This window comes from Leucobacter sp. WKLB1 (genome assembly GCF_059696215.1).
Window position 1 is genome coordinate 22,141 of sequence record NZ_AP046115.1, and the last position, 22,201, is coordinate 44,341.

Sequence of the window (22,201 nt, forward strand, 5' to 3'; positions counted from 1 at the left end):
GGTTCAGGGGGCACGAAGCGGTCGGGGTCGTAGGAGGTGTACTCCCGAATCATCTCGGCGTTGTTGAGGTAGCCGCCGGTCGCGACGACCACGCTGCCCGCCGAGACGGTCTGCGTCTCACCAGTGCTCTCGTCGCGGATCGTGACGCTGGCGATGCTGCCGTCCTCTGCCGTGCCGAGTCCGGCGAGAGCGGTCGAGGTCAGGATCTCCACGCCGAGCCTGCGTGCCTCCGGGATCAGCGTTCCGTTGATGACGGCGTTTCCTCCCCCGGTGTAGGCGAGCATAACGGGCTTGCCGTCGCCCATTCCGAAAAGGCCGTCGTACGTCAGTCCGAGACCGCGCAGCCAGTCCGCGGTCTCCCCACTGGCGTTCAGGACACTCTTGAGGATCGGCAGGTTGGCTCGGTAGTTGGAGAACTCGGCCTCGGCAGCGAACACGTCCTCAGGGGTGATGTCGATCCCCTGCGCCGCCGCCTCCTGGGTCCCGAGCGCCAGGAGACCTTCGGTGTAGATCCCGCATCCCCGAGCGTCTCCGCCTTGTCGATCAGGAGCACGCTGAGCCCCGCCTGCGCGCCCGCGACAGCCGCGGAACTGCCCGAGGGCCCCGATCCCGCGACGACGAGATCGTACGAATCCTTGGTGCTGATTGACATGAACAGTCCTTCCACTCATGGTTCTGATCTGTTCCCTGCAACACCGTATGAGCGTGTCGAGCGGAAGGGAAGACGGCACATTCGTGTGCCCGCGTCGATGGCCTTGCGACGTCTGCCGGCAGGTCGCCGTCCCGACAGCAGGAGGGCATGCACCTGTCTGTCGAGCTGACAGACATCGAACAGCTCGCTGGCAAACCCTCGCCGGGTTACCCGAGAGACCACCACTCCTTGCGCCGGCGGCGGTTGTCGGCCACAGCCTCAAGAGGAGGGCGCCCCAGCGTGCCCGCAGTCACGGTCGAGGCAGCCGCACGTGGCTCAGCCCCTCCATGAACTGCGTGAAGGAAGTCGGTTCAGCAGACACGGATTCGATGATCGACGCGTCGTCGAGCGCGTCGACGAGTCGGTCGAAGATCGAGCGGAACAGCGTGGTGTCTCCGGGCGACCGGGCAAGCAGCAGCACGATCCGCACTGTTCTTCCGCCCCACGCCATCCCTCCGGGGACGATCCCGACCGCGATTGCGGATCGGTGTGCGCGCAACCCCATCGCGTGGGGCATGGCGAGTCCGTCCACAAAGGCCGTGCTGCTCATGTGCTCTCGTTCTATGGCGCGTTCGACCTCGCTGGCATCGAAGACCCCTTCGCGCACCATGAGATCGCCCAGGCGCCGGATGAGCTGCTCGGGGGTTGTCGCGTCGGTGGCAGAAACGTACATCGCGGGCGAGAACAGCGAGCGAAGGGATGTGCGCAGCCCCGCGACGCGACGGAATTCGCGCACCTGTGCGAGCGCTGCGTCGACCCGGGCCGCGTCCCGGTCACCCAGGAGAGGGGAAATGACGACCTGTGGGACGCCGTCCTGAGCGACTGCATCGCCGGTTGTGAGGACGAGCTCGGCTCCTGAGGGAAGAGGACCGTCCTCGCCGGTCACGGTCAGCTCGATCTCCGATGCGAACCGGGCGGAGAGCGCTCGCGCGGGCCCGAGTTCGTCTCGGAAGTACTCCGGCACCCGCAGCACGACCGCCACGCTGTCACGCGCGGACTCCTTGGCCAGAAGCGCGGATCCGACGTGAAAGGCGAGGAAGGCGATCTCATCCTCGGGCAGATCGACTCTCAGGTGTTCGCTGATGTCCATCGCCATGAAGACGGCCACGTCGTAGATGAGCGGATACGCGCTCTTGATGTCCTCGACCATCGGATTCCGGTTCCACGTGCCACGGCCCGCGCGGCGCATGAGAGCGGCGACGTGCGACTGCAATCGGGTGGTGTAAGCCCGGTCGTCCAGGTCGATGCCGTACTCGTCGAGGATCCTGCCGCGGAATGCGGCCACCAGGTGCTCAGCCGCGTCCGTGGACTGGGCGTCGTCGATGAGGCGCCCGCCGCCGGCGAGCGCGTGCGCGTCGAGTTCGACGCTCACCTCGGCGGTCAGCAGATCGTCTGCGTCGAATCCGAAGTAGGTGCGCACGAGTTCGCGGAGCGCCTCCCGCAGTTCCTGGTCGATGTTCGTCGTGGCGATCGCGGGCGGGGGGACGTCCCCCGTGGGTCGGCGTGTCCTTCGATCCACGGCGATCGCGATGTGCAGCAATGCCCCTTCGAAGCCGAAGGGATTGACCTCCAGACCTCGGGATGTGATGAGCCCCCGCAGGGCGTGGGCGAAGCCGGCGACGTCGTAGCGAGGGAAGTGGGCCGCCACGACCGAGGCCACGTCCAGCGGGCGGCGTGACTCGGCGCGCAGCGTCTCTCCCAGCGCCTGCCGCTGCAACCTCTCGTCGCCGGTCAGGCGGACGGTCTCGCGCCGTCTCGTCAGCTGCAGCCCCCGCTGCGCGAGCCATCGACGCAGCGCGCTGAGGTCACGTTCGATGGTCGACTCGCTGACATGAAAACGGTCGGCGAGGTCGTACACCGAGGTGCCCTCCGGCAAGCGCGTGAGCTCGATGAAGATGCGGGTCACGCGGTCATCGGGAACCTCGGCGCGTCGAACCGCGCCGGCGATGCGGTAGCCGAGCTGGGAGGACTCCACAGCTCCAGGAGAGCGTTCGTTCACCGCGCGCACGAGGTTGCGCACCGTGCGGGTCGTCACGGACAGCTCCGCGGCGAGCCGCGTCGCTGTGACCCAGTCGTTCCTGCCCCGCAGGAGCCGGACGAGCGCGTCGCTGCGGTCGGACATGAGGTGCCTCCAATCGTGCCCGCGACGAGCCGGGCGGGCAGGGTCCGTCAGGAGGGTTCTCTCCACGCTAGACGTGCATCTCGGCCGATCGCCAGCCGCCTGACTTCCCAGGGGAGGAAACAGCACGGATGGCGCGGCGGGGATCGTGGACCGCAAGCTTGTACTCGCAACCATCCGGCAGCGGAAAGCGAGAGTAGTGGCGTGGTCAGTGATGAGATGGCTCAGGCGGCGATGTCCGTCATCCTCCCGGCGGGTGAGGCGCGCACTTCGACGCGCAGGGCGCTGGATGCTGTCATCCAGCGCGACTTCGATGGCGCTCGCGCCCTCCTCGGCGAGGCCGGGGAGAAGATCGCCGAGGGGCACCGGAGTCAGACCCGCTACGTGCAGGGAGAAGCCCAAGGCGAGGATCAGCCCTACTCGATCCTGTTCACGCACGCTCAGGACACTCTGATGACGGTGATGGCCGAGCACGGACTGGTCGGGAAGCTCGTCGGCGTGTTCGAGTCGCTGGACGCGCGCCTGACAGCGTTCGAGCGGCCCGGCGCGGACGCGTAACCCCCTGAGAGCGTCGGAGCCTCCGGCGGTCGGAGTCACACAAAGGAAGTTGAGATGTCAATGACGACGAAGATCCTGCTCGTCTGCGGATCGGGCGCCTCCAGCGGCTTCATGGCGCAGCGCATGCGCAAAGCCGCGAAGAAGCGCGGAGCAGACCTGCATATCGAAGCCCGCAGCGAGTCCGAACTGAGTACCGAGCTCAACGGCGTGAGCGTGCTCCTGCTCGGACCGCACCTGCAGTACATGGAGGACGAAGTGCGGGCACGCACGGCCGACGCGCAGGTGCGCACCGCCGTGATCCCGCAGAGCGTCTACGGGGTTCTCGACGGAGACGCCGCACTCGACCTGGTCGACCGGCTCCTGGCGGAGTGAGGAAGTCATCATGAAGACCGCCACCGCCTGGATGACCCAGCACTTCGTCCCCGTCGCCACTCGCATCTCTCGCAGCCGCGTCGTCATGACCCTGCAGGAATCGATCACCTCCGTCCTTCCGATGATCTTCATCGGCTCGCTCGTCACCCTCATATCGATCATCCGGGACTTCGTCCCGTCGTTTCCCGACCTAAGCCCGATCAGCACCTTCTCCTTCGGCCTGACCGGCTTGTTCGTCGCCTTCCTCGTGCCCTACACGTGGCTGCGTCATGCCGGCATCGACAACTATCGCATCGTGGGTGGAGCGACCGGCATCTCTGCGTTCCTGATGCTGCTGCACCCGGAGATCGCCGACGGACAGATCTCTTTCGCCGTCGACGCGCTCGGCGCCGGCGGACTGTTCGTCTCGCTCGTCGTGGGGTTCGCCGTCGCTCTGACGTTCCAACTCGCCAGCCGCATCCGCTTCTTCGGAGAGGACTCCGGCCTGCCCGACTTCATCAAGGTGTCGTTCGAGGCCATGCTGCCCATCGCCGTGCTGCTCGGCCTCTCGTGGGCGCTGGTCTTCGTCGCGGAGGTCGACGTGACCGCCGCCATCGCCGCGGCCTTCACGCCCCTGACGGCGGTGAGCCAGAGCCTGTGGGGCTTCGTGCTCATCATCTTCCTGGCCGGGTTCACCTACTCGTTCGGCATCAGCAACTGGCTGTGGACCGGCATCATGATGCCGTTCTGGCTGCAGGCGATGGCGGAGAACATGTCCGCCGTGCAGCAGGGGCTCGAGCCGCAGAACGTCGACCTGCATGAAACGATCTTCTCGGGCTGGCTGTTCATCGGCGGCGTCGCGGCCACGTTGCCGCTGGTGGTGATGATGGCGTTCTGGGCACGCTCGAAGAGACTGAAGGCCATCGGCCGCGTGAGCCTGGTCCCCGGCCTGTTCAACATCAACGAGCCTGTCGTGTTCGGAGCGCCAATCGCGTTCAACCCGATCCTCATGGTGCCGTTCTGGATCAACTGCATCATTCCCCCGGCGATCGTCTGGCTGACCCTGAAGGGCGGCCTCGTCCCGATCCCCGAGGAGACCTACCTCCTGTGGTACACGCCTTTCGGGCTGTCCACCTTCCTGGTCACCAAAGAGTTCACCGGCCTGATCCTGCTGGCCGTCGTCGTCGCCGTCGTGTCCATCGTCTGGCTCCCGTTCTTCAAGGTCTACGATGCGCAGGTCCTGAAGCAGGAGCTTGCCGACGTCGCGGCCGAATCATGCCCCGAAACGAATGCGAGCACGAACAATGGCTGAGCTTCCCGCACTGACCGCACCGGAGGGGTTCCTGTGGGGCGGCGCCGTCGCCGCGAACCAGATCGAGGGGGCATGGCGCGCGGGCGGCAAGGGCCCCTCGGTCTACGACATCACCCCCGTCAAGGACGGACGGGCAAAGGGCGGCGACAACGCGACCGTCGTCACGCAAGCCTCGATCCAAGCCGCAATCGACGACCCGGATGACTCCCGCTACCCCAAGCGCTTCGGGATCGGGTTCCACGAACGGTTCCGCGAAGACATCGCCCTAATGGCGGGGATGGGCCTGAATGCGTTCCGCACATCACTCGCATGGACGCGGCTCTTCCCCCGCGGCGACGAGGGCAGCCCGAACCAGGCCGGCCTGGACTACTACACCCAGCTGTTCGACGAGCTCGTCTCACACGGTATCGAGCCCGTCGTCACGCTCTCTCACTACGAGATGCCGCTGACGCTGGTGACCGAGTACGGCGGATGGGCCGACCGCAGGCTGATCGACTTCTACACTCGATTCGCCCGCACCGCACTGGACAGCTTCCCGCAGGTTCGCCACTGGGTCACGTTCAACGAACTCAACTTCGCCCTCCTCGAACCATTCAACACGCTGGGGATCCCCAACGACGCCGACGACCTCGAGCGCAAGACCTATCAGGGGCTGCATCACCAGTTCGTCGCCTCCGCGCGCACGGTTGCCTACGCACGCAGCGCCCGGCCGGATGTGCGCATCGGCGCCATGCTCGCCGATGAGGTCGCCTACCCCGCCAGCACCGATCCGCACGATGTCCTGGCGGCCGACCAGGATCAGCAGACGCTGTACTCTTTCTCCGACGTGCTGGTGCGTGGCGAATACCCCGGCTATATGCAACGACGCTTCGCGCAGAAGGGCATCGCGCCGGTCACGGAGCCCAGCGACCCGAGCGAACTGGCAGCTGGCACAGTCGATTTCCTCGCTATCAGCTACTACCTCTCGCGGGTGGTCTCCGCATCCGACAACGGCGAACACGTCGGCGGAACCATCGCCCGCAGCCTCGTCAACCCGCATCTGCGCCTCAGCGAATGGGGATGGCCCATCGACCCCATCGGACTGCGGATCTCCCTCAACCGGTACTGGGACAGGTACCGAGTCCCGGTGTTCGTCGTCGAGAACGGCATCGGTGTCCTCGAGGAGCCCGACATCGACGGAATCGTTCACGACGATTACCGCATCGAGTACCTCGGCAGCCATATTCGCCAGCTCCTGGAGGCCATCGCCGACGGGGTCGACGTGATCGGGTACTGCGTATGGAGTCCCATCGACATCATCAGTGCCTCCACATCCGAGATGAAGAAGCGTTATGGCCTCATCTACGTCGACCAGGACGACCACGGCCATGGCAGTCTGCAGCGCGTTCCCAAGAAGAGCTACCACTGGTACCGGCGCGTCATCGACAGCGACGGCGCCCAGCTCTGACGCACCGACCTTTCACTGAGAGAGAACACTTATGCCAGAACGCACTGTCGTCATCGCGTCCAAGTCCGGCCTGCACGCCAGGCCGGCGATGATCCTCACCAAAGCCGTCGCCGGTCTCGGTGTTCCCGTCACGATCTCCCGGGCAGAGGGAACGCCGGTCGATGCGGGAAGCATCCTCCGGGTCATGGCACTCGGCGTGAAGCAGGGCGACAGCATCGTCGTCGGCAGCGCCGACCCGGGAGCGCTGCAGCAAATCGCCGATTTGCTGCAGACCGACCTCGACGCCGCCTGAGCCGCATCCCGCGGACCGATTCGTGCTCATCGGGTCGGGCAGGCTCACCCGGGCGGCATCGTCCTCCACCCTCGGAGCATTCACCCTACTGTGTTGTTCTTCCTCGGCCCTACCACTGCGGTCAGCGATCTGCGTGTAGTCCTGGCGGGCACGACGATGACGATCCCTGGCGATACGTGAAGCCCGCACTAGAGAGAGCCCTGGAGATCGGGGCCCTGGATGCAGGCGGCTATCGCTGGGTCGTCAGGGGCCGGATTCAGAGGTCACAGTGTTGCTTGGCAGCGGGACGGCCTCGCTGGCCGCCAGGTTTGGCGGCCGTCTTGCTGGGGCGCACGAGGGACGGAGCTGCAGCCGCCCTCCGAGGTCCTGGACGGTTCGGTTTGTCTCCATGCCCTTGAGTCAAGAGCTAGGACACGGGATCTTGGCCACCCGGTGAGTGCTGCCGCGTGGCGTCGAGGGATGTCGCTACGGACCCCGCACGGATTGTCCACACTGTTGGCACCAAGGGTGCGAGCAGGCGCGCTGCGCGCACCTTGCCGCTGAGGCGGCCCCTCCCGCGACCGGCTCGGGAGGGGCCCGCCGTGGTGATGACGATCCGCGTGATGTCATCCGGCCGCGGCTACGAATACCTCCTCAAGTCGGTCGTCGCGGGCGACGGCGACCGCGATATGAGCACCGCCCTGACCCGCTACTACAGCGAGACGGGCAGCCCACCGGGCACCTGGCTCGGCGCCGGCCTCACGAGTCTGGACACTGGCCAAGGCCCGGCTCTTACGGCCGGCGATCAGGTGAGCGAGGAACAGCTCGCACGCCTGCTCGGCGACGGTACTCATCCGGTGACCGGCGCACTGTTGGGGTTGCGTTATCCGCGGTTGCAACCCCCGCGCGAGCGCATCGCAACCCGAGTTGCGAAGCTCGACGCATCGCTCACGGGTGAACGACGCGACGAGGCGATCGAAAGCATCCGCGCGGCGGAGCTGGCGAAGAAGCCACGCACCGCGGTTGCGGGCTTCGATCTGACGTTCTCGCCGCCGAAGTCGCTGAGCGCGATCTGGGGTGTCGCCGACGCGGGCATGCAGTCGCTGATCGCTCAGGCGCATCATGCCGCGATGCGCGACACCCTCGTGCTGCTCGAGCAGCGGGTCGCAGCGAGTCGGGTCGGGCATGGTGGGATCGCCCGCATGCCGGTGGTCGGCGTGGTCGCGACGGCATTCGATCACTACGACTCCCGAGCCGCCGACCCGCAGCTGCACACGCATCTGGTCGTGTCGAACAAGGTGCAGGGCGAGGACGGGCGCTGGCGGTCGCTGGACTCGCGCACGCTTCACCGAGCTACCGTGGCGCTGTCGGCGTCGTACAACGCGTTCCTCACTGATCACACCGCCCGGCTACTGGACGTGGCGTGGGTGCCGGTGGACCGCGGCAGGGACCGCAACACCGGCTGGGAAATCGAGGGCGTCCCGGCAGGGTTGCTCGCGGAGTTCTCGCGCCGCACCACCGGCAGCGGCGATCAGAGCGAGGGGATCGCGGAGACTACGCAGCGGTTGATCGACGAGTACGTTGCCGAACACGGTCGCTCTCCGTCGCGGACGACGGTGGCGAAGCTGCGGCAGCAGGCGACGCTGGAGACGCGGCCGGAGAAGGAGCTGCACTCGCTCGCCGAGCTGACCGCGCAGTGGCGCGAGCGGGCGACCGTCTTGCTCAGCGAAGACGCCACCACCTGGGCCGCGCATCTCCTCGCCCACGGAGCCGGGCAGGTGCGTCTGCGGGCCGATGATCTGGATGCCCAGCAGGTAGAGGGCATCGCAACGGTCGTGCTGATGGAGGTTGCGAACCGGCGGGCGACCTGGGGACGGTGGAATCTGCACGCCGAGACGATGCGGCAGCTGATGGGTCTGCGTTTCGTCTCCACGAAGGACCGGATCGCAGCTCTCGACCAGATCGTGCAGCACGCCGAGGCGCAGTCGCTGCAGCTCACCCCCGACTACGACCGACCCGTGCCCGACGCGTACATGTTCGCAGACGGGACGAACCGATTCCAGCCGGCCGATCAGATCGCCTACTCGAGTCAGGACATCCTCGACGCCGAGACGCGGCTCCTCCGACACACTGAGGCTGAGGACGCGCCACGGCTCACGGCACGCCTCGTCGCCCGCCACACGTCCCGCAAGATTAACGGGGTAGCTCTCGCCCCGGATCAGGTGACGGCGATCACGGCGATCGGACGGTCCGGGCTCACTCTCGATCTGCTCATCGGGCCGGCCGGGGCAGGCAAGACGACTGCGCTGCGTGCACTGCACCGGGCGTGGACGGCCGCGCACGGTCGGGACTCCGTGATCGGCCTGGCGCCTTCGGCCGCCTCCGCCGAGGTTCTCGGCGACAGCTTGGGTGTGCGGGCGGAGAACACGGCGAAGTTCCTCTGGGAGCACGGCAAAGGCCGTTGGAGCCTCGAAGCCGGGCAGCTCGTGCTGATCGATGAGGCGTCCCTCGCCGGCACGCTGGCGCTGGATCGCATCACCGCGCACGCGGCAGAGGTCGGAGCGAAGGTCGTGCTGATCGGTGATTGGGCCCAGCTGTCGGCAGTCGAGACCGGTGGAGCGTTCGGGATGCTCGTACGCCATCGCCACGGCGTGCCTGAGCTGACCGATGTCCGCCGCTTCACCCACGACTGGGAGAAGACCGCCAGCCTCGCTCTACGTCGTGGGGAGCCCGGCGTGCTGGTGGTCTACGACGAGCGGGGCCGTCTGCACGATGGCGAGCTCGATGCTCTCTACGCAGGGTGGCAGGAAGACCGTGCGGCGGGCCTGTCCACGTTGATGATCGCTGGGAACGGCGATGCCGTCGCCGAGCTGAACCAGCGCGCTCGCGCCGACCTCATCGATGCCGGTCGCGTCGAAGCCCACGGGGTTTCCCTGCACGACGGGACGACGGCAGGCATCGGGGATCTTGTCGTGACCCGCCGCAACGACCGCACCCTGTCGACGGGGCGGTCGTGGGTGAAGAACGGCGACAGGTGGCAGGTCGCCCTCCGCTGCCACGATGGCTCGCTGGTCGTCCGCCGCGTCGGAAAGGGCGACGTGCCCTATGGGAAGGCCCTGGTGCTGCCCGCGGGGTACGTGGCGGACGAGGTTGAGCTCGGATACGCGGCGACCGCGCATCGCGCGCAGGGTTCCACCGTGGTCACCGCGCACGCGCTGATCGACCCGGAGAAAGCATCCCGCGAGCTGCTCTACGTCGCGATGACCCGCGGGCGAGCGCGCAACGAGGCGTACGTGATCCAGCCCGACCCACACGAGATCGAGCCGCATCTCGATCAGCCGCAAGAGAAGACGGTGGTCGAACACCTCGCACGAGTGCTCGCTCGCAGCGAAGCCGATCGGTCTGCGACTGAGACCCTCGCGCTCGAGGCCGACCGGCATGCCTCGCTCTCCACATTGCTCGCCGAGTTCGACCTTCTCGCCCGCGAAGCCCAGTCCGAGCGCTGGGCGGTCCTCCTCGACGTCGCACCCTTCGCGCCCGATACCGCTGACAACGTCTTCACCAGCTCCTACTACGAACACCTCGAAGGCGCCCTCGCCCGGCACGAGGCCGCGGGCCATGACGTGAACGTCACCCTTACCGCTTTCGCACCGGGAATTGCCGCAAGTGGGGAACAGGCCGACCCCGCCGCGCAGCTCGCAACCGCCGTGGACCGGGCAACGATGAACCGTGCGCCCGGCCGCGCCGCCAGGCGTACCCGTCGCATCGCAGGACTCATCCCGATCCCTACTGGCCCCATACCCGAGGACATGCGAACGGCCCTTGACGAGCGAGGCGCCCTCATCGAGGCCGCAGCCCGTCGCTCACTCCAGGATGCGCTACGTTCCGGCGAATCCTGGACGACCAACCTCCCACCACCGAGCGGCGATCGCCGAACCCGCCAAGAATGGATCGCGACGCTCTTGCCCGTCGCGCTGTATCGGCACCGTTACGGCGTCACTGGCTCCTCGCCGCTCGGCAACCCGAAGGACATCACCAAAGCGCAGCAGTCGGTCGAGTACCGCGCCGCCTCCGCGGCGCTGTCCCGCGTTCAGACGTCAGCCAGGCCAGCAAGTGCGTATGCCGCGACACGCCCGGCAACCAGAGGAGAGCCGATGCAATGGTGAGACTGAGACCGTACTGGGTGGTGCTCACACGGCGGCCTTCGGTCGCAGCTACACGGTTCGGTCTTGTTCTGCGCGGCCGTGGATGTGGCAGGTCGGACGATCCATCTCTCCAGTTGCTTGGGTTCATTGTGTAGGCGAGTATTCGGTAGCTATGAGCCTTCACGAGTCGATGCCGCCGCCCTCTGGCGACGATCCAGTGCCTGCCGAGAATGAGCTCCAGACGATCATGGCCCGTTTCCACGTGGAGCAAGCATCCGACGCTGGCGGGGCAGCGCGCTTGAAGACGACGATCGATGAACTTTCCAAGCTCGACGAGAAACACCGCAATAAATCCGAGATCGAGATTCGAAAGTATCACGCCGTCGTCTCCGTGATGGACGGCCTGCAGATGCTCCTTGACGAACTTGATCCGTCGGACCCTATGACGACGACAGCGAGGAGGCCCGCCCTCCGCACGTCGGCCTCGACAGCGGCGAATCCCTCATCGGCGAGCTCGACGACGAGAAGCACCGTCATCCGGCGTGTTGAGGCGCTTCACGGAGCGCCGTCCCCGTAGCAAGGGTTGGGCCGCACGTCCGAAGGCGACGCGACAACAGTCCGCGGCGTGCCGTCGCCATCGATCACGATGGCCTCGGCTTGCCAGCCAGCTTCGGTTCGGATCCAGACGCGCAGCAGGGCTTCCGCCGCTGAGTCGCCATCGCGGACCCAGCAGTGCCGAACGCGGGGCGCACGATGATCCCCGACGCGTTGCGGCGGTCTCAGGCGTTGGAGAACTGCTCGGTCTCTGGCGAGCGCTGCGGCGCGGTCCTCCGGTGTCCGTCGCGATCCCATGCCCGAGACGCTAGCCCCAGCCGCCGACGTCGTGACCCATGCGCCCGAGGTGGGCGAGCCGGCCATATTAGGCAGCCGAGCTGGTCCGTGAGCCGAGGAACGGTAGCGCTCGTCGGGCCAGCAATGCGTTACCTCGTTCCGTGAGCGCTATTGCGGCTGACTAGATGTACTGACCCGGATCGTTGTTGACATAAGAGAAGCCCCCGGTGTCGAGTTGGAGCTGTCTAGTTCTACATCTCGAACCACGGAGGCTTCTCATGTCCCACGCTAACGCCCGACTGGCTCCCGCGGGCCGTTTGATCATGATTCAGCGCATCCAGTCCGGGCGTGCGGTCGCGCATGTCGCCGCTGAGATGGGGGTCTCTCGCACGACTGCGTGGCGGTGGTGGCGCCGATTCCGTGAGTTGGGGATCGTGGGCTTGAAAGATCGATCCAGCGTCGCGCACACGCATCCCAACCGCACCAATGCGTGCGCGGAGACTCGTGTGCGGATCATGCGTGAGTTGACCCGCCGCGGCCCGGTCTTCATTGCGGGCAAGCTCGGCATGCACGCCTCGACGGTCGGACGGGTGCTGCGCCGCCACCGGGAACCATTGCTGCGCGATATCGATCCCGTCACGGGAACTCGGATCCGCGCAGAACGACGATCCGCGAACCGATACGAGCACGATCATCCAGGCTCGTTGATCCATATCGATGTCAAGAAACTCGGCCGCATCCCCGACGGTGGCGGTTGGCGGCTACACGGTCGTCGCGAACGACCGAACCGGAAACGGGGACACGGGTACGACTATGTCCATACCGTGATCGATGATCATTCGCGTGTCGCGTACGCCGAGATCCACGATGATGAGAAAGGTGTTACCGCGGCTGGGGTCTTGGAGCGTGCGATCGCGTTCTATGCGTTGCTTGGGGTGCGGGTCGAGCGTGTCATCAGCGATAACGCTTTCGCATACCGGCACTCCGCAGTGTTTCGTGGTGTTCTTGACGCTCACAACATCGCGCAACGGTTCATTCGTCCGCATTGCCCGTGGACGAATGGGAAAGTCGAACGCTTGAATCGCACACTCGCGACGGAGTGGGCGTACGCGCGGCCGTGGGCGTCGAACGAGGATCGCCGGGCAGGGTTGACTGCCTGGCTCGATTATTACAACCTGGACAGGCCCCATCTCGGTATCGGGGGCCAATCTCCGATCGATCGCGTCAACAACGGTCGAGGTCAGTACAACTAGAGCGCGAGGCGATGCTGTCCACGCGTTGTGGGGGCGGGCGACGGTGTCGAGGGCCGCAGCCCACGATCGGCCCGTGCCGCCTCGTTCGGCAAGATCGCCGCGACATCGGCGCCCGAGGTAATGAGCGTGGCGATGCCGTCGCGCAGCAGCTGGTGAGTGCCGGTGCTTGCGGCTGAGGTGATGGGTCCGGGCACCGCGCCGATGGGACGCCCGAGCTCGTGCGCGCGCTTCGCCGTCATCAGCGAACCTGAGCGTGCCGCGGCTTCCACGACGATAGTTGCGCCGCCGAGCGCGGCGAGGAGGCGGCCGCGCTCGTGAAAGCGGGATCTCGTCGGTGCCTGGCCCGGGGGGCGCTTCGCTCAGCAATAGACCCGAAGTCTGCACGCGTTCGAACAGGTCGCGATTGCCGGACGGGTAGGGGCGATTCAGTCCTCCGGCGAGTACGGCGACGGTGGGTCTGTGAGCGGCGAGGGTGGCGCGGTGAGCCGCTGCGTCGATGCCATATGCGCCGCCGGAGACCGTGATGCGACTGCCGGCGGCCAGATCGGAGGCGATCTCTGTGGTGACATGCTCGCCATAGGGTGTTGCCGCTCTCGATCCGGTGATCGTCACGAAGGAGGCCAATGGCGCGCGCAGTAGGTTCGTATCGCCGAGGCTCCACATCGCCAAGGGCGCGTGCTCGCCCAACGCCCGCAGGCCCGATGGCCACTCCGCGTCGCCCGGGACCAGCACTCGAAGACCTGATCGCGCGGTCTCGTCGAGCACGTGCTCGATCGACTGGGACTTCAGGCGGTTCGAAGCGCGGCCGCGCCAGATGCCGGCGTCGACGGACTCGATAGCCGGAATGGGCGCGGCCGTGTCGAGTGCCCGGATGGTCTCGACGACACCCAGCTGCGCGACCAGGCGCCCCGTGATCGGATCACCCGGATCGGTCGCAATCGCGAGAGCAATCCGCGCAGTTCGTTCGTCACCAGCCAGCTTCGCGATCGAGTCCATGCGTCCTCCGTTGTCGAGTGCACAGCAGGTGCACGGCACGGACCTTGCGACCCGTCCCGAGTGCTCAGCCGTTCGCGCCTCCGCTCGGTCGTCCGGGTCCGTTCGTACGGCGGACGGCGTGCATTCTGGCTGGCTCGCGCTGCGCTGGCTTGCCGTCCACCGTAGGTCCACGTAAACTGCTCACTACTAAGACCGGTTCCGCCTGCTTCGGTAGGTCCAGGGCCGGTCCTCATTTTTGTGGGGCGGACGCCGTGAGCGAAGACGTCAAGGCGTACAAGACGTACGACGAGCAAGTCGAGATCCTCGCCGGACGCGGCATGGAGATGGGCGACCGCGAGGCGGCCGTGGACATGCTGCGTCGCGTCAACTACTACCGGCTGAGCGGCTACTGGTATCCCTTCCGGAAGCTGACAGCAGGCAGCCGTGAGGACGACTTCTACGCCGGTACGCGTTTCAGCGACGTGGTTGCCCTCTACGAGTTCGACGCCCGGCTTCGGGCAGCGGCCTTCGCCGCCCTCATGCCTGTCGAGCTCGCCATCCGCGCGTTGCTCGGGCACGAGCTCGGCCGGATCGACCCATGCGCTCACCTCGAACCGTCGCTGCTGGGCGCTACAGCTCGGACGGGAGACAGCTATCTGCGCTGGCTTGAACGATACGAGTCCGAGCTCGCCCAGTCCCGGGAGGACTTCGTCGCACACCACGAGCACAAGTACGGCGGCCGCCTGCCGGTGTGGGCCGCGACGGAACTCATGGACTGGGGGAGTCTGACCTACCTCTACGGCTTCGCGCCTCGTCCTGTGCAGGACGCCGTCGCTGACGCGTGTGGCCTACGCGGACCGCAACTGGCGAGCTGGCTCAAAGCACTCAACCTCGTACGGAACACCTGCGCGCACCACGGGCGACTGTTCAACAGGGTCCACACGATCGTACCGAGACTCCCCGCAATAGGAGTCCACTCCGATCTCGACTCGGTGTCCGCGGACTGGAGCCGCACCTTCGGGCAGCTCACGCTGATCCAGTTCCTATCCGACCGTCTCGGGGCAGGCCGCAGCAAGCTACTCCCGGCCGTGCTGAAGAGCTACCCGCCCGTCCAGCTCGTTCCGATCTCTCACGTGGGCGTGCCCGACGGGTGGCAGGCTTCAAGCCCCCTGTGGGCATGATCGAACCTGCGCCGCGCCACGGGCTCGACGGCACCAGCTTGCTCAGGTCGCCTGACAGGACCCGAGGTCTGCCGCTCGGCAGATTCGTCGCCTCAGTCGCTAGCCCGCAACTCAGGACTCAGCAGCTCACAGGCTCCTGCGCCGCATCGCCGTGCCGAGCGCGAACTGGGCGGCCACCCCCCCACGCGAGAACCCGTCGCGTGGGCATCCGTGATAGGCCGGGTTCCCATATCGGTCGCCGCGGCGGCAGCCGCGTTCAGCCCTGGCAGAGCGTCCGCGGCGAGGAGCATCCACGAGACACCGCCGCGCGGCCGATGAGCGCGGCTAGAACGGTGCTTCCTCGCCCCTCGCCCACCGGTCCGGTGGTGGGGGCGGCAGCGCTCCTTCGGGAAGGGGCAGGCTGGTGACGACGTAAAGGTTCAGGATGTCGTCGCGGTCGATGAACATGATCTGGCTGCGCTTGGTGGCGTCGAGGGCGTTGCCGAGCCAGTTCCTGGCTGCCTTGGTGATCTCTCCACCGGCAACGATGAAGGCGTGGTCGACCAGCACTCGGCGGTTGCTCTCCGGGTCGAAGATCTCGTGAGCCAGCATCATGAGCGCCTGATTGTGGATCTCGGCCATGTTCGCATTGCCGGCCTTCGTGACGCCCGAGGCGTCGAGCTTGCCCTTCTTCGCCTGGATGCCGAAGTAGAGAACGTGCTGGGTCGGCAACGTGTACCGCATCCAGACGTCCTTGCCATACTCCAACGACTTGTCCTTGTGTCCGGCTGCCGTGATGCGGTGGTAGCCGAGTTGGCGGAAGAGCGGGAGCAGCACCTTCTCGATCAGGTCGTCCTCGCTGCACTGATCGAGGTAGGCAGCAAGAAGCTGCCGTCGCTCCTGCTCGACCTTGCTGAAGGGCCGGTGCGGGTTCGCCGCAAGCACGGTCACGGTCTGGGAGCCGACGTGGCGGAGGTAGCAGTGGTTGTCCTCGGCATAGAACGCCTCGAAACCTTCGCGGTTGAGCTTCTCGTTCAGAAGCGCCAGCGCTCGCGGCCGGTCGGGACCTTCGTTGAGTCGATCCGCCGGGCTCATCAGTTGGTCGATCAGGCGACAGAAGATCTCCGGCGGACGGGTGGGACCGTCGTGAGGCTCAGCCAGCATCTCTTCCAGCACGTCCGCCACCCAACGATGACGAGTCGATCCATCGTGCTCGTACTCGGTGTCCAGCTCCCGGAAGAACTCCGTGATGTACATGCTGGAGCGGTACGGGAAGTAGCAGGCCTCTTCTGCGTTCTCGGCATCGTCACGGCCGACGTTGCCCACGATGAGCTCGCCGAGTGCCTCGAGGTTGCGCCGCTTGAACTTCACGACCTCATTGTCGCAACTAACGCCGACGAACGGACGTGCTCCGTGGCGAGTCCCTCACGCAAGAGCAGCGACCACCACGGGCACGCGCCGGAGGCTGCGATCCGTGACGCTCTCGCCCGCAGAGGCGGGGCGCGCACCAAGGCAGTCAGAGCATGTCCCTCGTATACGTCCACACCGTCATCCGGTGTACGTCGAAACGTCGGCAGATCGACACGACGCTCTCGCCATTGGAACGGGCGGTTCGGATAGCGTCCACTTGGCTCTCCGTCAGAGGTGTTCTAGCTCGTCTCCTAGGCTTCTCGACTACATCTGGTGAGAGGTCGGCGTCATCAGTCTTCGCACCGTCCTCACCGATCTTCGCCAGCGTCCACGCGGCACCGAGCCGCTCGAACCTCGGCCAGGTGTTCGGTTTGAGTCCGCCCGCGTCCACCACTTCGAAAGCCGGTTCCTCAGGGGCCGGCTTTTCTGATTGATAAGTGAAGTACTCGATACACGCCGTTTCCAGTTTCGTGCGTGCGGGGCACGAGCGACAAGCTAGAAGCATGCGTGCGAATTCCACCCTGCTCTTCGGTACCACCGCGGTGCTGATCGCGTTGAACTATCCGCTGGGTGCTCTGGCGTTGCGTGGAATGAGCCCGTTTCTGCTGATATTGCTCCGTTTCGGTGCGACGGCGGTCATTGCCTGGGTCGCCGTCGCAGTACTCCGCAGCGCGCTCCCGCAGGGGAGCACCTGGTGGCACGCGGCCGGCGCCGGGGTTCTGGTGCAAGGCGCCCAGTTCCTCGGTGCGTACTGGGCAATGAGTCATGGCGTTGGGGCAGGGGTGACCGCGTTGATCATCGCGATGAACCCGGTACTCGTGACGATCCTGAGCGGTGTGATCAGTCGGCGCCGGGAACCCGCGCTCGTCTACTTGGCAGTTGCGATCGCGATGGTTGCGGTAGTGCTGGCCTGCTTGCCGCGGATTCTGCGAGATCCATCGCTCGGCAGCGGAGTCTTCGCTGCGCTCATCGCGCTCGTTGGTCTTGCGGTCGGCTCGATCTGGCAGGGAAGAACCCTGCAGGGGGTATCACCGGTGTCGTTCACCGCGATCGGAGTGACCGCCTCTCTGCCCTTCGCCGGTGCCCTGCTCGTTATGAATGACGAATATGTGGCACCCGGTGCGACCACGTGGGTGCTGCTCGCCGCAGTGACGGTTGTGGGGCTCCTGGGCACCACGGCGTACGCGGCATATATCGGACGAGCCGGTGCACGTCGGGCTTCGATCGTGTTCGCCATCATCCCGGCGCTCGCGGCGATCGGGTCATGGGCGATGCTGGGCGAACCGCTCGATCTCACCATCGGAGTCGCGCTCGTGCTGGGGTGCGCCGCGTGCGTGATCGATGTCGTTGCGACACGGCGCGTGGCCAGTTCTTGAGCACTGACCGCACCTTACTCGTGCGAGGCCGTCGCAAGCGGATTCGGGAAAACCCGAATTCGAGTCTCGGGCTGCCCGGCTGCCCCGGTGTCTGAGGCACGCTCTACCGTAGGAGCATGACCAGTTCTCCTGTCTCGCGCTCAGTGAGGCCTCCCTACCGGATTGCGCTCACCGCGCTGCATCTTGCCGCGCTCGGTATGGTCGGCTTCACCGTCACGCTCCTCCTCCTCACGATGATCGGTACCGGTATCGGCATGCTGATCATCGGTATCGGCCTGATTCTGCTGGTCGCGCTGGTGTATGCCCTCTTCGGTATCGCCTGGTTCGAAACCGCACGTGTGGGTGGGCTCTACCGTATTCCTGTGGTCGCTCCGTCGTGGCAGCCTCTTCGTGGACACGGGTTCGGCGCCTGGTTCGGATCGGTGCTGCGGCAATCCGTTGACGGCCGCATGTGGCGATCGTTCGCAAACTTCGCGATCTCGAGCGCCATGGGTGTCGCAGTCTTGGCGCTCGTGCAGGGGTTTGTGCACGCGCTGCTGTCGGTCTTTCGCACCTTCTCGATCTGGTGGCAGCCCGGGGTCGTCGGTATGCTGCTCAGTGCCGCAGCAATCCTCGGCATCGTGTTGCTGCACCGCATCGTATCGATCGCAATCATCGGAGCCGGTGTCACTGACGCGGTGCTCGTTGAACAAGCCCGCGTCTCACAGCAGCAGCGCGAGGGCGCGGTTCGCGCCGCGGACGTCGAGCGCACACGCATCGAACGGGATCTGCATGACGGTGTGCAACCGCGTCTGGTATCCGTGGGAATGACACTGGGTCTTGCGCAGGAGAAGATCGAAAGCGACCCGGCCGCGGCGAAGTTGCTCGTCGCCGAGGCGCACACCTCGACCAAAGCGGCGATCACCGAGCTGCGCCAGCTGGCGCGGGGGATCTATGCGTCGGTACTCGACGATCGAGGGCTCGACGCTGCGCTTTCAGCGCTCGCCGCGCGGTCGCACATTCCGGTGCACCTCGACGTGCGCCTCGTCGAACGGTTCAGTCGTGACGCCGAGGCTGCGGTGTATTTCGCGATCGCAGAGTCCCTGACCAACGCTGCGAAGCACTCACGAGCCAGTGAGGCGCGCGTGCTCGTGCGTGTGCGCGCCGACGACCCAGCAGGTCCGCAGCTGTGGGCACGCGTCGAAGACAACGGCATCGGCGGCGCACAGGTGACGCCCGGCGGTGGTCTCGACGGCATCATGAACCGCGTGCTGGCCGCCGGCGGCACCGCTCGACTCGAAAGCCCGCAGGGCGGGCCGACCGCACTGGAGGTGAGTGTCCCATGCGCATCCTGATCTGCGAAGATTCCGTACTGCTGCGCGAAGGGCTCGTCCGACTGCTTGAACACGGAGGGCACGAGGTCGTTTCGGCGCTTCCTGACGCGACGACACTCATGACCGCAGTGGCACAGGCCGATCCTGAACTCTGCATTCTTGACGTACGGCTACCGCCGACATTTACCGACGAGGGCATTCTCGCGGCGCTCGAGCTGCGCCGCACGCGACCGGGGCTGCCGGTGCTCGTACTCTCGCAGTATGTGGAGGAGCGCTACGCGAGCGAGTTGATCGCCGCGCAGGGCGGAGCGTTTGGCTATCTGCTGAAGGATCGCGTCGCCGATGTGGGGGAGTTCATCGACTCGGTGCAGCGCATCGCCGATGGCGCCACGGTGCTCGACCCCGAAGTGGTGGCGCAACTGCTCACCCGTCGTTCGCGCGATGACCGAATGCGGGCATTGACGGAACGAGAGCGCACCGTGCTGGCCGCATTGGCCGAGGGGCGTTCAAACCAGGCGATCGCATCGCTGCTATTCCTCTCCGAGGCCAGTGTCGAGAAACACATCACCGCGATCTTCCAAAAGCTCGGGCTCGAACCCGACGAGGGCGGCAATCGACGTGTGCTCGCCGCCATCGCTCACTTCGAAAGCTACGGCGCCGCAACCGGTCAGCCCAACGACACGTCATCTCAGAACCCGCAGACGGGAGCCCCCGCATGACCGATCAGTACTCACCCCAGAACCAGCCGGAGCACACGCCTCAACCATCAGCGCAGCCGGTGCCCCAGCCTCAGACGCCCGCCGCAACAGCACCCGGTGCGCGGCCGGATGCGCGCCCCGGCGCGGCGAAAACCGTCACCGCGACGGCGACGATCGTCGCCGTGACTGCCGCAGTCGGTGGGCTCGTGCTCCTCGGCGTGGGGGCTTCGGCCGCCTATGCAGTGCTCGCGCCAGATCGCTTCAGCATGGTCGAATCGCTCGTCGATGGCGGCGATTTCGACGAGACCCTGGGCGCCGATGGCTCCGGAGCCACGACGATGAGCGACGCCGACGGGCAAGTGACGCAAACCGTCGACGTGAGCGAGGTCACCTCGCTGGATCTCGATATCGAGGCGGCGGCATTCAGACTCCAATTCGCCGACGTCGCCGAGGCGCAGCTCGAAGTGTCGGGCCCGCGGGCCGATTCGTGGGTGCTCGGGGTCGAAGGTACGGAACTCACGGTAGAGACGCCCGATCGCGGCTTCACCTCCGGCTGCCTTGTCAATTGCGGATCCGGCGCACTCGGCGGCGCGACGGCAACACTGACCCTGCCGAAGTGGATGGACGATGAGCAGAGCCTCAACGTCGAGGCATCGCTGCAGGGCGGCACGCTGAACGCCGAAGGGACCTACCGCGGGTTCGATGTCGATGTCGAAGCGGGAGAGCTGCGGCTTGAGGGCAGCGCTCGCTCGCTCTCCCTCGATCTCGAAGCGGGCAAGGCGAACGTTGTTGTCGCAGACGTCGCAGCGCTCGACCTCGGCGTTGAAGCCGGCTCTGCGAAGCTCGAGCTCACCGGAAGGTTGCCGGATCGCGTCGACATCGAAGCCAGCACCGGAAGCGCGGTACTGCGCCTGCCAGCCGGCGACTACCGCGTCGACGAGCAGTCTGAGCTGGGCAAGATCGACAATCGCTTGACGGTTGACCAGGAATCGAAGCACGTGGTTTCGGTGCGGGCGGAAGCGGCGCAGGTCACACTGCGCTGAGCCGTATGGCTGAGGCGCGCCGCTGAGCGGTGCCCCTGAGCTCCGTGACTCGGTCGCGTACGGTTTCGCACGGCCTCACCGACGCCTCCATGCCGCACCGTACACTGGGCGACATGGAGGCGTCAGCGGTGTCACCCGAGTGGCGGCCCGACGTGCTCGGGCCGGGGTTCGAATGTCACGAGATCGACCTCGGCAGCGATGAAGAAGGCCCACTGGTTGCAACGCTCGTGCGATCCCTCCCCGCCGAGCGCCGATTCTTTGAGCGTCTCACCAGCCGTCCACGACCCCTGGAGGGCGTTGACGTGCTCTATGTGCATGGATGGTCCGATTACTTCTTCCAACGCAGTCTGGCGCGATTCTGGACGGACCGGGGAGCACGCTTCTTTGCCCTTGACCTCCGGAAGTACGGACGCAGTCTGCGTGAAGGTCAAACGGCTGGGTACATCGAGGATCTGACGGACTACGACCTCGAAATCGATCAGGCGCTCGTGCTCATCGGAGCGAAGCCCGCCGGTTCCGATCAATCGAAGCGTGGGCGTCGTCGACTCCTGCTCTTGGGGCACTCAACCGGCGGCCTGGTGCTGAGTCTGTGGGCTGCGGCGCATCCTGGTCGCGCGGACGGCCTCATTCTGAACAGCCCGTGGCTCGAGTTTCAACTCAGCGGTGCGGGGCGGCAGATGATTGCACCGCTCGTGAATCTGCGCGCGCGTTTCAACCTTCGCGATGCGGCACCGCAGTTCGACTCGGGGTTGTATACGCGGGCCCAGCGAGAGGTGGGGCCGCGCGAGGAGCTCGACCTCGTCAACACGACGTGGCGCCCAGATCGCAGCCACACGGTGGTAAACGGGTGGCTGCGGGCGATTCTTGCGGGGCATGCGCAGGTGAGTCGAGGGCTGCATCTGCACGCGCCGATTCTGACGCTGCTCTCGGCGCGGTCGGCATTGCCGTTGCGATGGGACCCCTCGCTGACGTCTGCGGATACCGTGCTCGACGTCGACGAGGTCGCGAAAGCCGCGCTGCATCTGGGGAGCTCTCTCACCATCGAGCGACTGGACGGCGCCTTGCACGACGTATTTCTGTCACGGGCAGAGGTGCGGGCCGAGGCCTTCGCGCGGATGGACCGTTGGCTCACGGGGTGGGCTCGGAACGAAGCGGATCCCGGTCCCGTGGCAGCAAGTTCAAGCGTTCAGCGACCGCCGCCACCGGCGCGGTCGAAGGCTGCGGAGGGCACGACCGACTAGGCTCGGA

At 66.2% G+C, this 22,201-nt stretch carries 15 protein-coding genes and 5 pseudogenes; 14 read left to right on the forward strand and 6 right to left on the reverse strand.

Going from position 1 to position 22,201, the window contains the following annotated elements:
* Positions 1 to 65 precede the first annotated feature (65 nt).
* From ACZF5Y_RS00130 to ACZF5Y_RS00140, 3 genes and pseudogenes are all read right to left on the reverse strand, one after another.
* Positions 66 to 512, reverse strand: a pseudogene (locus ACZF5Y_RS00130) (FAD-binding protein); the annotation flags it as partial.
* A gap of 5 nt (positions 513 to 517) precedes the next feature.
* Positions 518 to 652 (reverse strand): annotated as a pseudogene (locus ACZF5Y_RS00135) (FAD-dependent oxidoreductase); the annotation flags it as partial.
* A gap of 289 nt (positions 653 to 941) precedes the next feature.
* Positions 942 to 2,987 carry a BglG family transcription antiterminator gene (locus ACZF5Y_RS00140; RefSeq protein WP_497533797.1) on the reverse strand — a complete coding sequence of 682 codons (2,046 nt, stop codon included), beginning with the start codon at positions 2,985 to 2,987 and terminating at the stop codon, positions 942 to 944.
* Positions 2,988 to 3,044: 57 nt separating this feature from the next.
* On the opposite strand from ACZF5Y_RS00140, the pseudogene ACZF5Y_RS00145 reads away from it, so the two are divergent.
* From ACZF5Y_RS00145 to ACZF5Y_RS00180, 8 genes and pseudogenes are all read left to right on the forward strand, one after another.
* Positions 3,045 to 3,254, forward strand: a pseudogene (locus ACZF5Y_RS00145) (PTS sugar transporter subunit IIA); the annotation flags it as partial.
* 168 nt (positions 3,255 to 3,422) lie between these two features.
* Complete coding sequence (locus tag ACZF5Y_RS00150) at positions 3,423 to 3,740, forward strand: PTS sugar transporter subunit IIB (RefSeq protein ID WP_497533798.1); 318 nt, start codon at positions 3,423 to 3,425, stop codon at positions 3,738 to 3,740.
* A 10-nt stretch (positions 3,741 to 3,750) separates the two neighbouring features.
* On the forward strand, positions 3,751 to 5,031 hold the full coding sequence (locus ACZF5Y_RS00155; RefSeq protein ID WP_497533799.1) for a PTS sugar transporter subunit IIC: 1,281 nt from the start codon (positions 3,751 to 3,753) through the stop codon (positions 5,029 to 5,031).
* Positions 5,024 to 6,478 (forward strand): glycoside hydrolase family 1 protein, encoded by a 1,455-nt coding sequence (locus tag ACZF5Y_RS00160; RefSeq protein WP_497533800.1) that lies wholly within the window; start codon positions 5,024 to 5,026, stop codon positions 6,476 to 6,478. The genes ACZF5Y_RS00155 and ACZF5Y_RS00160 overlap by 8 nt, the downstream gene beginning before the upstream one ends.
* 31 nt (positions 6,479 to 6,509) lie before the next feature.
* The gene (locus tag ACZF5Y_RS00165) at positions 6,510 to 6,770 is read left to right on the forward strand and encodes an HPr family phosphocarrier protein (RefSeq protein ID WP_497533801.1); all 261 of its coding nucleotides are present in this window, start codon (positions 6,510 to 6,512) and stop codon (positions 6,768 to 6,770) included.
* A gap of 587 nt (positions 6,771 to 7,357) precedes the next feature.
* Complete coding sequence (gene mobF, locus ACZF5Y_RS00170; protein ID WP_497535352.1) at positions 7,358 to 10,915, forward strand: MobF family relaxase; 3,558 nt, start codon at positions 7,358 to 7,360, stop codon at positions 10,913 to 10,915.
* 151 nt (positions 10,916 to 11,066) lie between these two features.
* Positions 11,067 to 11,471, forward strand: coding sequence for a hypothetical protein (locus ACZF5Y_RS00175; protein ID WP_497533802.1), 405 nt, complete (start codon positions 11,067 to 11,069; stop codon positions 11,469 to 11,471).
* A 532-nt stretch (positions 11,472 to 12,003) separates the two neighbouring features.
* Positions 12,004 to 12,978 carry an IS481 family transposase gene (locus ACZF5Y_RS00180; protein WP_497533803.1) on the forward strand — a complete coding sequence of 325 codons (975 nt, stop codon included), beginning with the start codon at positions 12,004 to 12,006 and terminating at the stop codon, positions 12,976 to 12,978.
* On the opposite strand, the pseudogene ACZF5Y_RS00185 reads toward ACZF5Y_RS00180, so the two are convergent.
* Both ACZF5Y_RS00185 and ACZF5Y_RS00190 read right to left on the reverse strand, forming a co-directional pair.
* Positions 12,975 to 13,304, reverse strand: a pseudogene (locus tag ACZF5Y_RS00185) (DNA-processing protein DprA); the annotation flags it as partial. The gene ACZF5Y_RS00180 and the pseudogene ACZF5Y_RS00185 sit on opposite strands and share 4 nt — an antisense overlap.
* Positions 13,305 to 13,329: 25 nt before the next feature.
* Positions 13,330 to 13,974 (reverse strand): annotated as a pseudogene (locus ACZF5Y_RS00190) (DNA-processing protein DprA); the annotation flags it as partial.
* Between the two features lie 251 nt (positions 13,975 to 14,225).
* Here ACZF5Y_RS00190 and ACZF5Y_RS00195 point away from each other — a divergent pair.
* Positions 14,226 to 15,134 carry an Abi family protein gene (locus tag ACZF5Y_RS00195; protein ID WP_497533804.1) on the forward strand — a complete coding sequence of 303 codons (909 nt, stop codon included), beginning with the start codon at positions 14,226 to 14,228 and terminating at the stop codon, positions 15,132 to 15,134.
* Positions 15,135 to 15,458: 324 nt separating this feature from the next.
* Here ACZF5Y_RS00195 and ACZF5Y_RS00200 read toward each other — a convergent pair whose 3' ends face one another.
* Positions 15,459 to 16,484, reverse strand: coding sequence for a hypothetical protein (locus tag ACZF5Y_RS00200; protein WP_497533805.1), 1,026 nt, complete (start codon positions 16,482 to 16,484; stop codon positions 15,459 to 15,461).
* 542 nt (positions 16,485 to 17,026) lie between these two features.
* Here ACZF5Y_RS00200 and ACZF5Y_RS00205 point away from each other — a divergent pair.
* From ACZF5Y_RS00205 to ACZF5Y_RS00225, 5 genes are all read left to right on the forward strand, one after another.
* A complete protein-coding gene (locus tag ACZF5Y_RS00205; protein WP_497533806.1) occupies positions 17,027 to 17,899 on the forward strand; it encodes a DMT family transporter in 873 nt (290 codons plus the stop codon).
* A gap of 116 nt (positions 17,900 to 18,015) precedes the next feature.
* Positions 18,016 to 19,233: a sensor histidine kinase gene (locus ACZF5Y_RS00210; RefSeq protein ID WP_497533807.1), complete on the forward strand. Its 1,218-nt coding sequence runs from the start codon at positions 18,016 to 18,018 to the stop codon at positions 19,231 to 19,233.
* Positions 19,221 to 19,931: a response regulator transcription factor gene (locus ACZF5Y_RS00215; RefSeq protein WP_497533808.1), complete on the forward strand. Its 711-nt coding sequence runs from the start codon at positions 19,221 to 19,223 to the stop codon at positions 19,929 to 19,931. The genes ACZF5Y_RS00210 and ACZF5Y_RS00215 overlap by 13 nt, the downstream gene beginning before the upstream one ends.
* Complete coding sequence (locus ACZF5Y_RS00220) at positions 19,928 to 20,953, forward strand: hypothetical protein (RefSeq protein WP_497533809.1); 1,026 nt, start codon at positions 19,928 to 19,930, stop codon at positions 20,951 to 20,953. Before ACZF5Y_RS00215 ends, ACZF5Y_RS00220 begins: the two co-directional genes overlap by 4 nt.
* 113 nt (positions 20,954 to 21,066) lie before the next feature.
* Positions 21,067 to 22,194 (forward strand): alpha/beta hydrolase, encoded by a 1,128-nt coding sequence (locus ACZF5Y_RS00225; protein WP_497533810.1) that lies wholly within the window; start codon positions 21,067 to 21,069, stop codon positions 22,192 to 22,194.
* Positions 22,195 to 22,201: the final 7 nt, after the last annotated feature.

Excerpts from the sequence above, each read along its gene's own strand:
- ACZF5Y_RS00140 (WP_497533797.1), bottom strand. The coding sequence starts at position 2,987 with ATGGTTGCGAGTACAAGCTTGCGGTCCACGATCCCCGCCGCGCCATCC.
- ACZF5Y_RS00150 (WP_497533798.1), top strand. The coding sequence starts at position 3,423 with ATGTCAATGACGACGAAGATCCTGCTCGTCTGCGGATCGGGCGCCTCC.
- ACZF5Y_RS00155 (WP_497533799.1), top strand. The coding sequence starts at position 3,751 with ATGAAGACCGCCACCGCCTGGATGACCCAGCACTTCGTCCCCGTCGCC.
- ACZF5Y_RS00160 (WP_497533800.1), top strand. The coding sequence starts at position 5,024 with ATGGCTGAGCTTCCCGCACTGACCGCACCGGAGGGGTTCCTGTGGGGC.
- ACZF5Y_RS00165 (WP_497533801.1), top strand. The coding sequence starts at position 6,510 with ATGCCAGAACGCACTGTCGTCATCGCGTCCAAGTCCGGCCTGCACGCC.
- mobF (WP_497535352.1), top strand. The coding sequence starts at position 7,358 with ATGACGATCCGCGTGATGTCATCCGGCCGCGGCTACGAATACCTCCTC.
- ACZF5Y_RS00175 (WP_497533802.1), top strand. The coding sequence starts at position 11,067 with ATGAGCCTTCACGAGTCGATGCCGCCGCCCTCTGGCGACGATCCAGTG.
- ACZF5Y_RS00180 (WP_497533803.1), top strand. The coding sequence starts at position 12,004 with ATGTCCCACGCTAACGCCCGACTGGCTCCCGCGGGCCGTTTGATCATG.
- ACZF5Y_RS00205 (WP_497533806.1), top strand. The coding sequence starts at position 17,027 with ATGCGTGCGAATTCCACCCTGCTCTTCGGTACCACCGCGGTGCTGATC.
- ACZF5Y_RS00210 (WP_497533807.1), top strand. The coding sequence starts at position 18,016 with ATGACCAGTTCTCCTGTCTCGCGCTCAGTGAGGCCTCCCTACCGGATT.
- ACZF5Y_RS00215 (WP_497533808.1), top strand. The coding sequence starts at position 19,221 with ATGCGCATCCTGATCTGCGAAGATTCCGTACTGCTGCGCGAAGGGCTC.
- ACZF5Y_RS00220 (WP_497533809.1), top strand. The coding sequence starts at position 19,928 with ATGACCGATCAGTACTCACCCCAGAACCAGCCGGAGCACACGCCTCAA.
- ACZF5Y_RS00225 (WP_497533810.1), top strand. The coding sequence starts at position 21,067 with ATGGAGGCGTCAGCGGTGTCACCCGAGTGGCGGCCCGACGTGCTCGGG.